The 15,486-nt window shown below is 75.0% G+C and carries 10 protein-coding genes; all 10 read left to right on the top strand.

Features of this window, described 5'->3' with window-relative positions:
- A partial coding sequence (locus AC5LSR_RS15965; protein ID WP_250287363.1) for an SDR family NAD(P)-dependent oxidoreductase occupies positions 1 to 2,658 on the top strand: 2,658 nt, incomplete at its 5' end.
- A 76-nt stretch (positions 2,659 to 2,734) separates the two neighbouring features.
- The gene (locus AC5LSR_RS15960; RefSeq protein WP_493468632.1) at positions 2,735 to 5,458 is read left to right on the top strand and encodes a hotdog family protein; all 2,724 of its coding nucleotides are present in this window, start codon (positions 2,735 to 2,737) and stop codon (positions 5,456 to 5,458) included.
- The gene (locus tag AC5LSR_RS15955) at positions 5,452 to 7,131 is read left to right on the top strand and encodes a PfaD family polyunsaturated fatty acid/polyketide biosynthesis protein (RefSeq protein WP_250286721.1); all 1,680 of its coding nucleotides are present in this window, start codon (positions 5,452 to 5,454) and stop codon (positions 7,129 to 7,131) included. Before AC5LSR_RS15960 ends, AC5LSR_RS15955 begins: the two co-directional genes overlap by 7 nt.
- A 15-nt stretch (positions 7,132 to 7,146) precedes the next feature.
- Complete coding sequence (gene accD / locus AC5LSR_RS15950; protein WP_250286720.1) at positions 7,147 to 9,120, top strand: acetyl-CoA carboxylase, carboxyltransferase subunit beta; 1,974 nt, start codon at positions 7,147 to 7,149, stop codon at positions 9,118 to 9,120.
- Positions 9,120 to 9,719, top strand: coding sequence for an acetyl-CoA carboxylase biotin carboxyl carrier protein (locus AC5LSR_RS15945; protein ID WP_250286717.1), 600 nt, complete (start codon positions 9,120 to 9,122; stop codon positions 9,717 to 9,719). The genes accD and AC5LSR_RS15945 overlap by 1 nt, the downstream gene beginning before the upstream one ends.
- The gene (locus tag AC5LSR_RS15940; protein WP_493465223.1) at positions 9,716 to 11,062 is read left to right on the top strand and encodes an acetyl-CoA carboxylase biotin carboxylase subunit; all 1,347 of its coding nucleotides are present in this window, start codon (positions 9,716 to 9,718) and stop codon (positions 11,060 to 11,062) included. The genes AC5LSR_RS15945 and AC5LSR_RS15940 overlap by 4 nt, the downstream gene beginning before the upstream one ends.
- Positions 11,063 to 11,135: 73 nt before the next feature.
- The gene (locus AC5LSR_RS15935; RefSeq protein WP_493468631.1) at positions 11,136 to 12,788 is read left to right on the top strand and encodes an AMP-binding protein; all 1,653 of its coding nucleotides are present in this window, start codon (positions 11,136 to 11,138) and stop codon (positions 12,786 to 12,788) included.
- 31 nt (positions 12,789 to 12,819) lie between these two features.
- Positions 12,820 to 13,059 (top strand): acyl carrier protein, encoded by a 240-nt coding sequence (locus tag AC5LSR_RS15930; RefSeq protein WP_250285208.1) that lies wholly within the window; start codon positions 12,820 to 12,822, stop codon positions 13,057 to 13,059.
- A 17-nt stretch (positions 13,060 to 13,076) separates the two neighbouring features.
- A complete protein-coding gene (locus AC5LSR_RS15925) occupies positions 13,077 to 14,216 on the top strand; it encodes a transglutaminase (RefSeq protein ID WP_250285207.1) in 1,140 nt (379 codons plus the stop codon).
- Between the two features lie 48 nt (positions 14,217 to 14,264).
- Positions 14,265 to 15,434, top strand: coding sequence for a ferritin-like domain-containing protein (locus tag AC5LSR_RS15920; protein ID WP_250285206.1), 1,170 nt, complete (start codon positions 14,265 to 14,267; stop codon positions 15,432 to 15,434).
- Positions 15,435 to 15,486: the final 52 nt, after the last annotated feature.

The following is a 15,486-nucleotide window of genomic DNA, read 5'->3' as shown; positions in this document are numbered from 1 at the left end:
GCGCCTGCCCCGGCACAGGCAGCCGCCACGGAGACGCCCGCGGCCCCGTCCGCCGAGGAACAGGCCCCGCCCGCCGAGCGGGCCGCGCGGCACCCCGTCGAGCTCGTCGGGCTGCCCCCGGTCGACCGGATCGAACAGCCCTACCCGGCCGGCCCGGTAGCCGTCGTCGTCCGCTCCGAAGAACGGGCAGGCGAGGCGTTCGCGGCGGGTCTCGAGCGGGCCGGCTGGACGGTGACACGGGTGAGCCTGCCGGCCTCCGGCGGGGACCGGCCATCCGGCCTGACCGCATGGGACGGCGAGGCCGTCGAGCGCCGGCTCTCCGAGGCGGTCACCGGCGCGCTGGGCGCGACCGGCAGGATCGACCTCTTCCTCACCGTTCTCGGGGGGAGCGACAGCACCAGGGACGACAGCGCCCGGCAGGACGCCTGGGACGACAGCGTCCGGCAGCTTGCCGACGCCGTGCTGGTGGCCAAGCACGCCAGCGTGCCGCTGGCCACGGCCGCCCGCTCCGGTGACCGGGCCGCCTTCGTGACCGTCACCCGCCTCGACGGCGGCCTCGGTCACCGCGGTGGGCGCCAGGCCGCCGAAGCGCTGCTCGGCGGGGTCGGCGGCGTGGTCAAGACGCTCGCCCACGAGGAACCGTCGATCTTCTCCCGCGCGCTCGACATCGACCCGGTGCTCGGCGACGACGACGCGCTCGCCGTCCTGCTGGACGAGATCGCGGACGCGGCCACGGACACCCTGGAGGTGGGGGTCGACGCCGCCCGCCGCCGGTGGACCGTGATCCCCGCGCCGTACGGGTCGCCGCGGGCGTCCACCGCGGCCGGCGCGTCCACCGCGGCTGGCGCAGACGCGGCCGGCACGGGCGGTGCGGTGCCGTCGGTGCCCACGGTCGGCGCTGGCGACGTGTTCGTGGTGACGGGCGGGGCGCGAGGGGTCACGGCGTCCTGTGTGCGGGCGCTCGGTGAGCACGGCCAGGTGGAGTTCCTGCTGCTCGGGCGCACGGCGCTCACCGCGGAGCCGGACTGGGCCGTGGGCGTGGCCGACGACGGCCTCAAGCGCGCGGCGATCGCCGCCCTGGGGGCCGGTGGCGGCAGGCCGCCGACGCCGCGGCAGGTCGACGCCGTCCTGCGCGACATCCAGGCCCAGCGTGAGATCCGCGCGACGCTCGACGCCCTGGCCGGGAGCGGATCCGTCCCGGCGGCCAGCTACCTGCAGGTGGACGTCGGCGACGCCGCCGCCGTGCAGGACGCGCTCGCGGCGCACCGCGACCGGGTCACGGGCGTGGTGCACGGCGCGGGAACCCTCGCGGACGGGCTCGTGCGCACCAAGACGCCCGACGACGTCCGCCGGGTCTTCACCCCGAAGCTCGCCGGCCTGCGCAACGTCCTGGACGCGCTCGACGGCGCGCCGGTCCGCCACGTCGTCCTGTTCACCTCGGTGGCCGGGCTGTTCGGCAACGCCGGCCAGGCCGACTACGCCGCCGCGAACGAGGCGCTGTGCCGGGTCGCGGCCAGCCTGAAGCGGGAGCGTCCCGAGCGTCACGTCACCGCCATCGACTGGGGCGCCTGGGACGGCGGGATGGTCGCCGCCGATCTGCGGGAGCTCTTCCACGCCCGCGGCGTCGAGCTGCTGGCACCCGAGACGGGCGCGCGGCTGTTCGTGGAGCAGTTCGGCCCCGAGCGCGTCGACGACGTGTGCGTGCTGGTCGGCCAGCGCAAGGCGCTCACCGACGGTAGTGGCCCGCGTCCCGGCCGGGCCTTCACGGCCGGGCGCGAGCTGACCGGCATCGAGGACACCGAGGTGCTCCAGGCGCACCGCATCGACGCCTTTCCCGTCCTGCCCGCCACGTTCGGGCTCGGCTGGCTGGTCAACGTGCTCGAACGCGCCCACCCAGGGCTCCAGGTGATCGAGGCCAGCGGCTTCGAGGTGCACAAGGGGATCGTGTTCGACGGCGTGCACAGCCGCGCGTACCAGGTCGAGGTGCCGCTGGCCGAGGCCCGGGACGGCCGGCTGACGGTGCGGGCCGCCGTCCGCTCCGCGAGCGCCGGCGCCGGCGGCAGCGGCAGCGGCGGCGGAGCTGGCAACAGCCGGCCTGTCTCGCACTATGTCGGCACGTTCGTGCTGGCCGAGGCTCCGCCCGCCGCGCCGGTCGCCCCGCCGGCGGAGGCGGTGGGCAGCGGCCCCGAGGACGGTGTGGAGATCTACACCGGGGGCACCCTGTTCCACGGCCCGGCCCTGCAGGGCATCCGCCGCATCCTGCGGCGCCGGGACGACCGGGTCGTGCTGGAGTGCCGGCTGGCCGACCAGGCCATCGCCGACGGGGCGTTCGCCGGCGCACTGCACAGCCCGGTGCTCGCCGACATCCTGCTGCACGGCCCGTCGGTGCTGGGCCGGTGGCTGACGGGCCTGGCCTGCCTGCCGCTGGCCGTCGAGCGCTGGGAGTACTTCGCCCCGCTGCCGGACGGGGAGCCGTTCGTCGTCGTCCTGGACGACGTCCGGCGGGCCGCGTCCTCCATCACGGTCACGGTGACCGCCAGTGGCCCCGGCGGGCGTGTGCTCCAGCGCCTGCGCGACGTGTCGATGATCGGGACTCCCGACATGGCCGCGAAGTTCGCCGCGGCCGTGCGGTGGTGGCTGCCGGGGGAGGGGGCGTGACCGTACGGCCGCTGACGCACCCCGGCCCCGTCCGTCCCGCACGAGCCGGTTCGACCAGACCGACGGAGGACAGGCGATGACAGCGGAGCAGGTGGCGTCCCAGGTGGTGGACGTCGACGCCCTGGAGATCGACGCCCTGGAGTTCGACGGTGAGCCCTTTGACCCCACCCGGTGGTCGGCTGGCACCGCCCGGGATGGCGGGGCTGGCGCGGCTGGCCCGACCGGCGCACCCGGTCTTTCGCCCGGCCCGGCCGGCGGGGACGCTGGCGGAGGCGGCCCTGCCGGCCCGGCCCAGCCGTCCCCGGAGCCGGCTGCGGTGACTGTGGGTGAGAGCGGTCTCGGCGGCCCGCCCGGGCCTTCGCCGCTGTCGGCCGGCGGGAGCACGGACGGGACCGGCTTCACCCGCCGGCCACCCGTCCCCGGCGGTTCTCCCGTGGTGCCCGTCGGCGAGCGGGAACCGGCCGAGCATGCGGCCTCGATCGCCCGGCAGGTGCGGGCTGTCGTGGTGGCCGCGCACGCCAGCGCCCTGCGCGCCCAGGCGAGCGTGCAGAACCGGGTGCTCGCGGCGCTCGCGGCGTCCGGGCAGCCGGTGAACTCGGCATACCAGGCGGACTCGGCATACCAGGCGGACTCGGCGAGCCCGGCGGACCCGGCGAGCCCGGCGCCCGCTCCGGCGGTGTCCGGCGGCCAGGCGGGCCCGGCCCGGCCAGCCCTGCCCGCTGCCCGGGAGAGTGTTCTCCCGCGGGGCGCGCAGGGGGGTCCCCACCAGGATGACGCGGCCTCGGCCCCGGCCCCGGCTCCGGTCGCCGCCGAGGTGTTCGAGGTGGCCGGCGGGCGGCCGAGCGTGTTGTCGCGGCCGTCCGTGGCACCCGCGCCCATCCGGGTGTCCGCGGAGGCGGCGTTCAAACCGCTCGCGCGCAGCGACCGGCGCCGGCTGGACGCCGACGATCTCGCCCGTCTCACCGAGGGGGCGATTGCGAGCGTGTTCGGTGCCGCCTACGACCAGGACGGCGCCAACCCGGCGGTCCGCCTGGCGCTGCCGCGGACCGGGGCCCCCGGGCCGCTGCTGAGCTGGGTGGACGGCCTGGACGTGCGCGGCGGCGCCTGGGGCCACGGAGCGCTGCGCGCCGGGCTGCGGCCGGGCGCCGTGGCCGCGGGCCTGACGGCGGCTACCGGGCTGGTCGAGGCGGCCCGGGCCCAGGGCGTACCGGGGCAGGCCGGGCCGGAGCGGGGCGTCCAGGCAGAGGTCACACCGGCGGGGGAGCGGGCCGTGCTCCTCGGCGAGGCGGCCGCGCAGGCCGCCGAGGTGTTCGCCCTGTACCTGGGCCTGCACCTGGGCTTCGCCGACGCCACCTTCGTCCGTGGCGTGCCGGGCGTGCCGGGCGTGCCGGGCGTGCCGGGCGGGCCGGACCGCTATCAGGTCGAGGTCCTCGGGCCGACGCCGGACACCGGTGTCGAGTTGGCCCTGGAGGTCACCGGTGTCGACCTCGTCCCGCGGCCGTGGCTGTCCGTCGACGCCGAGTTCCGCGCCAGCGGTGAGGTCGTTGCCCGGGTGCGGGGGGTGACGCTGGGTGTCCAGGAGAAGCCGGGTGTCCCGGTCGGACCGCAGGCCGGTGGCACCGTGGCGCGCTTCCTCGGGCGCCGGAACAGCCTCGGCGAGCCGGTGCTGCTCAACGAGTTCCACATGGCCCACTGCTCCAAGGGGGATCCGGGCATCGCCCTGGGGCCGGAGTTCTCCGGCTACCGCGGCATCCGGGCGACCCGGCTGCCCGACGGCGGCCTGCGCCTGGTCGACCGGATCGTCGCCGTCCAGGGGGAGCGGGGGAAGCGGGAGAGCCTGCGCGGGGGCGCCACCCACCAGACCGAGTACGACTCGCCGGCCGACTCCTGGTACTACCAGGACACGGCCAACGCGTCGATGCCGAACTGCGTCTACATGGAGACCTCGCTGCAGTCGGCGCTCGTCCTCGGCTACTACCTGGGTGCCACCCTCACCGACCTGGGCGGGGAGCACAGCCTGCGCAACCTCGGCGGCAGCGCCACGCTGCTGCGCGAGGTGGACCTGCGGGACAGGACGCTCCGGCAGCACTCGACGCTGCTGTCCACCACCCCCATGCCCGGGTCGGTGCTGCAGGAGTTCTCCTACCGCTTCTCGGTGGACGACGAGCCCGTCTACGAGGGCGAGTCGATGTTCGGCTACTTCAACGAGGCGGCGCTGGCCCGCCAGAGCGGGCTCGACGCCGGCCGGCTCGTGCCGACCTGGCTGGACGAGCAGCGGCCCCGCCCGCCGGTGCGGACCATCGACGTCGCCGCCCGCCGGGCCGATCCGTCGGCGCCGCTGTGCTCGCGGGGCCATCTCGCGCTGCTCGACGACGTCGAGGTCGTCGACGGCGGCGGCCGGTACGGGCAGGGCTACCTGCGGGCGGCCCGCCCCATCGACCCGCACGACTGGTTCTTCGCCCGGCACTTCGTCCTGGACCCGGTCATCCCCGGCTCGCTCGGGGTGGAGGCGGTGATCCAGGCGATCCAGGAGTGGCTCGTCGACGGCGGCCACGCGGCGGGCTTCGCCCGGCCCGGGTTCGTCCTGCCGGTCGGGCTGCCGATGATCTGGAAGTACCGCGGCCAGTTCCTGTCGACGGACAGCGAGAGCACCCTCGAAGTGCACGTCAAGTCCGTCGAGCGGCGGCCCGGCCGGGTGCGGGTGGTGGCGGACGCGAGCGTGTGGAAGCCGACCATGCGCATCTACGAACTGACCGATGTGGCCGTCGAGCTACGCGACGAAGGAGCCCCGCAATGGTGACCGCCCAGGCCGGCCCGGCCGCGCCCAGCCGGCCGGCGGACGCCGGCCACGGCGTCACCGGCCGTGCCGCCGACCGCGAGACCGACCGCGCGCCCGGTCTCGCGCGCGGCGCGGACGAGATCTACGACGTGCTCGCCACCCTGGAGCGGCCGGCCTTCGTCGTCCGGGACGCCCGGGGGATCGCGGCCACCAACGACGAGCGGCTGCTCGGCCCCGGCATACAGGTGCTCGCGGCGGTGCCGCCGGCGCCGCCCGAGCGGCTGGGATCGCCGGACTTCCCCCGCGACCACGGCGTCCGCCACCCGTACATGGCCGGGGCGATGGCCAACGGGATCGCGTCGGCGGAGCTGGTCGTGGCGCTGGCCGGGGCGGGTTTCCTGGCCTCCTTCGGCGCGGCCGGGGTGCTGCCGGCCCGCGTCGACGAGGCGCTGGCGACGATCGGCCGGCGGGTGCCCGCCGGCGCGGGGTTCGCCTGCAACCTCATCCACAGCCCGAACGAGCTGGCCATGGAACGCGACGTGGTCGACCTGTGCCTGCGCCACCAGGTGCGCTGCGTGGAGGCGTCGGCGTTCCTCGACCTGACTCCGCAGGTGGTGCGCTACCGGCTGGCCGGGCTGTCCCGGGCGGCCTCCGGCCGGGTGCGGGCCGGCAACCGGCTGGTCGCCAAGATCTCCCGGGCCGAGGTCGCCGAGCGCTTCCTGCGTCCGGCGCCCGAGCCGGTCGTCCGCGGGCTGCTTCAGGCCGGTCTGGTCACCGCCGAGCAGGCCGAGCTCGCCCGGGGGGTGCCGGTGGCGGACGACGTCACCGTCGAGGCGGACTCCGGCGGCCACACCGACCGCCGGCCACTGACCGTCCTGCTCCCCGAGATCATCGCCCTGCGTGACCGGCTGCGGCGTGAGCTGGCCGGGTCGGGCCAGCCCTGGCAGGTCCGGGTCGGCGCGGCCGGCGGGATCGGGACGCCGGCCGCCGCCGCGGCGGCGTTCGCCCTCGGCGCGGCCTACGTGGTGACCGGGTCGGTCAACCAGGCGTCGGTGGAGGCGTCCCAGTCGCCGGCGACGAAGCGGCTGCTGGCCGGCGCGGGCACGGCCGACTGCGCCATGGCCCCGTCCGCGGACATGTTCGAGATGGGCGTCGAGGTCCAGGTCCTGCGACGCGGGACGATGTTCGCGAGCCGGGCCCGGCGGCTGTACGAGGTCTACCGGGCCCACGACGGCATCGAGGCGATCCCGGCCGCCGAGCGGGACGCCCTGGAAAGCAAGATCTTCCAGCGGCCGTTGGACGACGTCTGGGCGGACACCGTGCGGTTCTTCACCGAACGTGACCCCGACCAGATCGCCCGCGCCGCCGACAGCCCGAAGCGGCGGATGGCGCTGGTCTTCCGCTGGTACCTCGGCCTGTCCTCGGGCTGGAGCATCGCGGGGGAGCCGGGCCGGGCCACGGACTACCAGATCTGGTGCGGGCCGGCGATGGGCGCGTTCAACACCTGGGCCGCCGGCACCTACCTGGCCCCGGTGGAGAACCGGCGGGTGGCCGACATCGCCGCGCAGATCATGCGCGGCGCCGCCTTCACCAGCCGGGTCGGCCACCTGCGGTCCGCGGGGGTGCGCCTGCCCGCGCGCTGCGCCACATACATCCCGTCCCCGCCGCGGACCGACGCGGCAGCGGGACTCTGACCGGTGGGAGCAATCATGACAGTCACCCTGCCCAGGCAGGCGGACGGCACGAGTGACAGGGACGGCAGGGACGGCACGGCGGCCCGGGAGACCTCCTGGCTGGTCTGTGGCGGATGCCGGGCGATCATCTACGCGAAGAGGTTCGTCCGGTCCCTGCGGGTCTGCCCGGAGTGCGGCTGGCATGCCCCGCTGACCGCCGTCGAACGGCTCACGACACTGCTGGATCCCGGGTCCGTGGCGCTGGTGGACACCGTCGTCGCCGACAGTGACCCGCTGGGGTTCGTCGACAGCCGCCCCTACGCCGACCGGCTGCGCGACGCGCGGGCCGCCACCGGCCTGGCCGAGGCGGTCGTCAGCGCCCGCGGCCGCATCGACGGCAACCCGGTGGTCGTGGCGGCCATGGACTTCCGGTTCATGGGGGGCAGCCTCGGCGCCGCGGTCGGCGAGGCCGTCACCCGGACGGCCGAGACCGCGCTGCGGGAACGCACACCGCTGCTGCTGGTGACCGCCTCCGGTGGGGCGCGCATGCAGGAGGGCGTGCTGTCCCTGATGCAGATGGCCAAGACCAGCCAGGCCCTCGGGCAGCTCGACGAGGCGGGGATCCTCACCCTGGCGCTGATCACCGACCCGACCTTCGGCGGGGTGGCCGCGTCCTTCGCGACGCTGCCGGACATCATCATCGCCGAGCCGGGCGCGCGGCTGGGGTTCGCCGGCCCGCGGGTGATCCAGCAGACCATCCGGCAGACCCTGCCGGCGGGGTTCCAGACCGCGGAGTTCCTGCTGCGGCACGGCGTCGTCGACATGATCCGGCCGCGGGCCGAGCTGCGCGCCACCCTGGCCCGGCTGCTGACCGTGGGCAGCCGCCGGGCGGCGCGCACGGCCGTGCCCGCGCCGCGGCCCGCACCGTCCCGGCCGTCGGTGTCTCGCCCATCGGCGTCCCAGCCGTCGGCCGCGCGGCCGCCCGTGCCGCGGCCCTCGGAGGGCGACACGCTGATCGTCGACCCGGAGCGGCTGCCCGCGCGGGAGCAGTGGGAGTCGGTGCGGCTGGCCCGCCGGCTCGGCCGGCCGACGACCCTGGACTACATCGCCCTGATGATCGAGGACTGGGCGGAGCTGCACGGTGACCGCATGTCGGAGGACTGCCCGGCGATGGTCTGCGGGCTCGGCCGCCTCGAGGGCACACCGGTCGTCGTGATCGGCACGCAGAAGGGGCACAGCGCGGCCGAGCTGTCCGCGCGCAACTATGGGATGCCGTCGCCGGCCGGCTACCGCAAGGCCGCCCGGGCGATGCGGCTGGCCGCCAAGCTCGGGCTGCCGGTGATCACCCTGATCGACACCGCGGGCGCCTTCCCCGGCATCGACGCCGAGCGCAACGGGCAGTCGGTCGCGATCGCCGAGAACCTGCGGCTGATGGCGGGCCTGCCCGTCCCGGTGGTGGCGGTGGTGACCGGCGAGGGCGGCAGCGGCGGCGCGCTCGCGCTCGCGATCGCCGACCGCGTCCTGATGTGCGCCAACGCCGTCTACTCGGTGATCAGTCCGGAAGGGTGCGCCGCAATCCTGTGGAAGGACGCCGCCGCCGGGCCGAAGGCCGCGGCGGCACTGCGGGTGGACGCCCGCGAGCTGCTGCGCGGCGGGATCGTCGACGGTGTGGTGCCCGAGCCCGAGGGGGGCGCCGACAGCGACCACCTGCTCGCGGCGCACGCCCTGCGCGACGCGCTGACCAGCACGTTGGCGCGGCTGCTGCCGCGGGACCAGATGACCCTCGTCACCGGCCGCCGGGCGCGGTTCCGCCGTTTCGGCGCCGACACGCTCACCGCACTCGACGACGACCGCGAGCTCGACCATGAGCTTGATCGGGATCTCGACCGTGACCTCGACCGTGACCTCGACCGGGCCGGTGTCGGCGGCCACGGTGCCGATGACGACCGGGACGGCCGTGACCAGCGCGGCCGCGACCGGGACGGTCTTGACGAGAAGGAAAGCGCCTGATGAGCCCGGTCCAGGTCAACGGGGTCCCGCCGGTGCGGACGGCGGTGCCCGGCGCCGGCGAGCTCGACGAGATCATGACAGTACTCCGCGATCATCTGCTCGCCCTGAGCGCGCAGACGTCCCGGGTGCCCAGCCGGGTGCGGGCGGCGGCCGGCGAGGTCTTCATCGAGATCGCCTGGCCGGATGCGGCGCCGCCGGCGTCCACCGAGCTGGTCGCACCGGCAGCGCCGCCGGTGCCGGTGCGACCGGTGCCGGGGGCCAGCACCGGGCCTGTCCAACAGCAGGCCGGGCCGGCATCGCCGGTGGCCGGGTCGGCCGCGGCGGACGCCGACGCGCACATCCTGCGTGCCGCCACCGTGGGCGTGTTCTACCAGGCTCCCGAGCCCGGGGCCAAGCCGTTCGTCACCGTGGGTGATCTGATCGCCCGCGGCCAGCAGGTGGCGATCATCGAGGCGATGAAGCTGATGATCCCGGTGGAGGCGGACGCGTCCGGCCGGGTGCTGGAGATCCTGGTGGCCGACGGCACCCCGGTCGAGCACGGCCAGCCCCTGCTGACGGTGGCCACCGGCGACGCCGACCGGGCGGGCCCGGGCCGATGATCAAAAAGGTGCTGATCGCCAACCGTGGCGAGATCGCGCTGCGGGTCGCCCGCACCTGCCGCGAGCTCGGGCTGGCCACGCTGGCGGTCCACTCCGCAGCCGACCGTGACTCGGCGGTCGTCCGGTTCGCCGACGAGTCGGTGCAGATCGGCCCCGGCCCGGCCAAGGCCAGCTACCTCAACATCCCCGCCGTCATCGAGGCGGCACGCGGCTGGGGCGCCGACGCCATCCACCCCGGCTACGGATTTCTCTCGGAGAACCCGGACTTCGCCGAGGTGTGCGAGGAGGAGGGCATCACCTTCGTCGGCCCACCGGCATCGGTGATGAGCCGTCTCGGCGACAAGGCGAGCGCCCGTTCGATCATGTCGGACGCGGGGCTGCCGCTCCTGCCGGGCAGCCGGGACGCGCTCGAGCACGCCGACGAGGCCGCGGAGTTCGCCGCCGGGATCGGCTACCCGGTCATCATCAAGGCGGTGGCCGGCGGCGGCGGGCGCGGGATGAGCGTGGTGCACGAGCCCGACGCGTTCCTGCGGGCCTACGGCCAGACCCGCGCCAGCGCCCAGACGGTGTTCCGCGACGGCCGGCTGTACGTGGAGCGCTACCTGGCCTCCGCGCGGCACGTCGAGGTGCAGATCCTTGCCGACGCCCACGGCAACGTCGTCCACCTGGGCGCGCGCGACTGCTCGTTGCAGCGCCGGCACCAGAAGCTCGTGGAGGAGACCCCCGCGCCGCGGCTGCCCGCGCGGACCGTGGAGCGGATGTGCGAGGCGGCCGTCCAGGGGGCGCGGGCGGCCGGGTACGTGGGAGCGGGCACGTTCGAGTTCCTGGTGGACGGCGACGGCCGGTTCTACTTCATGGAGGTCAACTGCCGCCTCCAGGTGGAGCACCCGGTCACCGAGATGGTCACCGGGACGGACCTGGTCCGCGAGCAGCTGCGGGTCGCCGCCGGTGAGCCGCTCGGCTTCGGGCAGGCCGACGTCGTCCCGCGCGGGGTGGCGATCGAGTGCCGGATCAACGCCGAGGACCCGGCGGCCGGCTTCGTGCCCACCCCGGGGGTGGTCAGCGAGTTCGCGCTGCCCGGTGGCCCGTTCGTCCGCGTCGACACCCACGTCTTCGCCGGCTACCAGGTCCCCGCGCTGTACGACTCGCTGCTGGCCAAGCTCGTCGTCTGGGCGCCCGACCGGGAGCAGGCACTGGCGCGGATGGACCGGGCGCTCGACGAGCTGCGGCTGCGTGGCCCGCACGTGGTGACCACCGCCGCGTTCCTGCGCGGTGTCCTCGACCACCCCCGCTTCCGCCGGGCCGAGCACGACACCTCGCTCATCAACGAGCTGACGGGCTGAGGCCGGCCATGACCCCTGACCCCCACGGCGGCTGCCCACGGCGGCTCGTGGACGCATCCAGGGAGGAGACCCGGTGAACGCGCTCTGGGCCGCGGTGAGCACCAACGCCCGTCCTCGGACGGCGCTGCACCTGCCGTCCGAGGGACGGTCCGTACCCGTCACGCGCCTGCTGGCCGACGCCGAGCGGACGGCGACGCTGATCGCCGGCCAGCGGCGCGTCGGCATCCTGATGGCCAACGGCGAGCCCTGGCTGCGCGGGCTGCTCGCCTGCTTCCGGACCGGGGCCGCCGCGGTGCCCGTCGCGCTGCCCGTGGCGTTCGGGGGCGGCGAGGGCTACCAGCGGCACCTGCGCCGCGTCGTCGAGGACGCCGGGCTGACGGCCCTGCTGGTGGACGAGCAGAGCGCGCGCCTGCTCAGCCGGCTCGCGGCACCGCCGGGCGCCCGGCTGGTCGACATCACGCGGGTGCCCGACCCGGCCGGGCCGGCTGAGACGGCTGAGACGGCTGAGACGGCTGATGAGAACTCCGTCGACGAGAACCCGGCCGACGAGTTCGCGGTGATCCAGTACACGTCCGGGAGCACCTCGGCACCCAAGGGTGTCGCGCTGACCGCCGACAACGTCCTGGCCGGCCTGGCCGCCATCGACGGCGGCCTGGGCCTGACCGACGCCGACGAGATCGGCATCTGGTCGCCGCTGTTCCACGACATGAGCCTGTTCGGCACGCTCGCGCACCTGGCCAGGGGGTGCTCGGTCCATCTCTGGCGCACCACCGACTTCATCCGCGACACCCGTGGCTGGCTGGCCGCCGCGGCGGCGTCCGGCGCCACCGTGCTGCCCATGCCCAACTTCGCCTACCAGCGCCTGGTCGACACGGTCGAGGCCGACGGGGTTCCCGACGGGCTCGACCTGTCCGGCTGGCGGCTGGCCTGCAACGGCTCCGAGCCCGTGCAGTGGTCGACGCTGGAGGCGTTCAACCGGGTGTTCGGCCCCTGCGGGTTCCGGCCCGAGGCGATGCTGCCGTCCTACGGCATGGCCGAGGCCACGCTCGTCATCAGCCTGGCGGCGCTGGCGGAGCGGCCGTGGCACCTCAGCGTCGACCGGTTCGCCCTCGCGCCGGGCGACCGGGCCGTCCATGTCACCCCGGGTGCCGCGTGCGCCCGCCAGGTCGTCTCCTGCGGCACGGCGGCGCCGGGCATCGCCGTCCGGGTCGACGCCCCGGCCCCCGGGCGGGTCGGCGAGATACAGGTCCGCGGCGCGGCCGTGATGGGCGGCTACCTCGGGCTGCCCGCCGAGCGGCAGCCCTTCACCGCCGACGGCTGGCTGCGTACCGGCGACCTCGGCTTCGAGGCCGAGGACGAGCTGTTCGTGGTCGGACGCCTGAAGGACATGGCGGTCATCCGCGGCCAGAACTACTACGCCGAGGACGTCGAACAGATCGCGCGTCGCGTCCAGGGCTTCGACGTCCGGGTCTGCGCCGCCCTGCAGGCCGGGGACGGCGACGTCGAGCACATCGCGGTGTTGGTCGAGACGCCGCTCGCAGGCGCGGCGGCCACCGTCCTGGTGAACGCCGTCGAGGCGGCCATCGCCGCCGAGCTCGGCCCCGCGGTGGCGTCCGTGCATCCCGTGCCCGTCCGCTCCATCCCGCGCACCAGCTCCGGCAAGGTGCGCCGCCACGCCGCCAGGGCCCTCTACCGGAGCACGGCAGAGGCCACCGGAAAGCCGTAAGGGCTACCAGAAGACCCGTGAAGGACGCCTCATGAGTACGCGGACCGTCGAGGACGCGGTGGCCACCGCCCTGGCCAACCGGCTGCAGATGGACAAGGCCGACATCGACCTCGATCTCCCCATGCACCTGCTGCCGAGGATCGAGTCGGTGGTGATCCTCAGCGTGGTGGTGGATCTTGAGGATGTTCTGGGGGTGACGATCCCCGACGACGTCCCGTTCGAGGCGGTCACCGCACGTGACCTCGCCGCGCTCGTCCAGGAGCTCATGTGACTCGTCAGGGGCCTCGGGTGAGCCGCCGCTTCGAGCCGACCCCGCCGGATCTGGCGGTCTTCGACACCACCCTCGCCGACGCGGCCACCGTGCTGCGCACCGACGAGGCCGGGGTCGCCGCCCTCGGCCTGCGGCAGGTCGACGGCCTGCTCGACTACACCGACGTCGCCAACGCGGGGCTGCACTCGGGCACCGGCGCCACCGTGCCCGAGCTGGCCAGGCGGCTGCTCATGCGGTTCGTGGCGGCCGAGCCCGACGACTGGTTCGCCCCCGCGGACTGGACGGTCGCGGTACACCGGGCGGCCAGCGACGAGACCTTCCATGTGGCGGTCCCGGACCTGGGCGCCGAGGGCGTCGAACTCCTGGCCGACGGCCCGACCGGCAGCCCGACCGGCAGCCCGACCGGCAGCCCGACCGGCAGCCCGACCGGCAGCCCGACCGGCAGCTCGGCCGACAGCTCGGCCGACAGCCCGACCGACAGCCCGACCGACGGCCCGGCCGACGGCCCGACCAGCAGCTCGGCCGACGGCCCGACCGGCGGCTCGACCGGTGGCCCGGCCGGTGGCCTGCCGCTGCCGATCGTCACCGAAGGTCATCAGAGCAGTCCGTACCAGGTGCGCGTCCGGCTCACCGGCGAGTACTACGACGTCACCGACCGCCGGATCCGCGCGGCGTTCGACGACGTCCTCGACGCCCTGGACACCGGCGCGGTGCGTTACCAGGCGATCGCCGAACCGCTGCGCGCCGACCACCGGCGGTCCTGGGAGCTGGGCGTCGCCGACTGCGTCGTGGCGGGGCGGGTCCTCGCCGACCGGCTGCGGGCCGAGGGGTTCCGGGCGCGGGCCCGCCGCGGCTTCCTGCTCGGTCTCGTCGGCAACGACCACGGCTGGTGCGAGGTCCACCTCGACGGCCGGTGGCGCGCACTGGACCCGGTGTTCGCCCACCTCGCGGCCGAGCACGGCCGTGACGGCGGGGGGCAGTTCCGGGCGGCCTGCCGGGGCAGCCGGTTCAACCGTCTGCTGCCGTGCGCCGTGGCCGAGTCCGCCGCGCTGTTCCTGCGGCCGGCCGGCACGCCCGCCCCGGCGTGGGCCTTCGGCGCCGTGTCCGCACGCCTGCACCAGCTTCACCGGTTGCGTCGGCGCGCCGCCGTCACCTGAGCCCCGAAGAGCCCCGAAGAGCCCTGGAAAGAGCTGAAGAGAGCGGTCATGAAGTCAGACGCGACGGCGGAGTCAGCCGGCAACCGGGCGCCGGCCGGCAACCGGGCGCCGGCCGGCAGCTGGGCCGTCCCGCTCGGCGGGGACGCGCTGTTCACCTGGGACTACGACGCCGGCGCCGAGCAGATGCTGAGCCTGTACTCCCGTGGCAAGCAGCGCCAGTGGGACGCCGAGACGCGGCTGGACTGGGACCATGACGTCGACCCGGACAACCCGCTCGGCCTGCCCGACACGTTCATCTGGATCGCCGGCACGCCGCTGTGGGAGCGTCTGCCGGAGGCGGAGCGGATCACCGTCCGCCGGCACCTGGCGGGCTGGCTCTACTCCCAGTTCCTGCACGGCGAGCAGGGCGCGCTGGTGTGCGCGGCGAAGGTCGTCCAGACCGTGCCGGACATCGCCTCGAAGTTCTACGCCGCCACCCAGGTGATGGACGAGGCCAGGCACGTCGAGGCGTACCAGCGCATGCTGCATGACAAGATCAAGGTGCACTACCCGATCTCCGCCGGGCTGCGCGGCCTGCTTGAGACGACCATCGGTGACAGCCGCTGGGACATCACCTACCTCGGCATGCAGGTGATGATCGAGGGTCTGGCGCTGGCGTCGTTCAGCATCCAGCGGGACCGGATGCGCGACCCGCTGGCGCGGGCGCTCAACGCCTACGTGCTGCAGGACGAGGCGCGCCACGTCGCGTTCGGGCGGCTGGCCCTGCGTGACTACTACAGCCAGCTCAGCACCGCAGAGCTGCGTGAACGCGAGGATTTCGCGGTCGAGGCGTGCTGGGTGCTCAGGGACCGGTTCGCCGGCGAGGACATGTGGCGCAACCTCGACTACGGCGCCGACGAGTGCGTCGCGCTGGCCAACCGCTCACCCGGCCAGCGCGAGTTCCGCCGCCGGCTGTTCACCCGGATCGTCCCGACGTTGAAGGACATCAACCTGTTCGGGCCCAGGATGCGGGAAGCCCTGCGCGAGCTGGGCGTTCTCGGGTTCAGCCGGGTCGACGGAGCCGAGACCTCCGCCGAGGACGAGCGGATCGCCGACGACATCGCCGCGCTGGAGCTTGCCGTCCGGCAGCGGGAGGTGTCCGCGGCCGTGGCCCGCGGCGCCGGATCCGACGACGCCGGCAAGGACGACGCCGGCAAGGACGAGGAACGACCGAAATGACAGAACACACCGAACCGGCCGCGTCCACCGAACTGGCTGAACCAGCCGAAAC

This window comes from Protofrankia sp. CiP1_Cm_nod4 (assembly GCF_982290645.1).
This window is presented reverse-complemented; position numbering and strand designations above follow the sequence as displayed.

What these genes read in the sequence shown, in the direction of transcription:
- AC5LSR_RS15955 (WP_250286721.1), top strand. Translation starts at nt 5,452, where the DNA reads ATGGTGACCGCCCAGGCCGGCCCGGCCGCGCCCAGCCGGCCGGCGGAC.
- accD (WP_250286720.1), top strand. Translation starts at nt 7,147, where the DNA reads ATGACAGTCACCCTGCCCAGGCAGGCGGACGGCACGAGTGACAGGGAC.
- AC5LSR_RS15945 (WP_250286717.1), top strand. Translation starts at nt 9,120, where the DNA reads ATGAGCCCGGTCCAGGTCAACGGGGTCCCGCCGGTGCGGACGGCGGTG.
- AC5LSR_RS15920 (WP_250285206.1), top strand. Translation starts at nt 14,265, where the DNA reads ATGAAGTCAGACGCGACGGCGGAGTCAGCCGGCAACCGGGCGCCGGCC.
- AC5LSR_RS15930 (WP_250285208.1), top strand. Translation starts at nt 12,820, where the DNA reads ATGAGTACGCGGACCGTCGAGGACGCGGTGGCCACCGCCCTGGCCAAC.
- AC5LSR_RS15940 (WP_493465223.1), top strand. Translation starts at nt 9,716, where the DNA reads ATGATCAAAAAGGTGCTGATCGCCAACCGTGGCGAGATCGCGCTGCGG.
- AC5LSR_RS15960 (WP_493468632.1), top strand. Translation starts at nt 2,735, where the DNA reads ATGACAGCGGAGCAGGTGGCGTCCCAGGTGGTGGACGTCGACGCCCTG.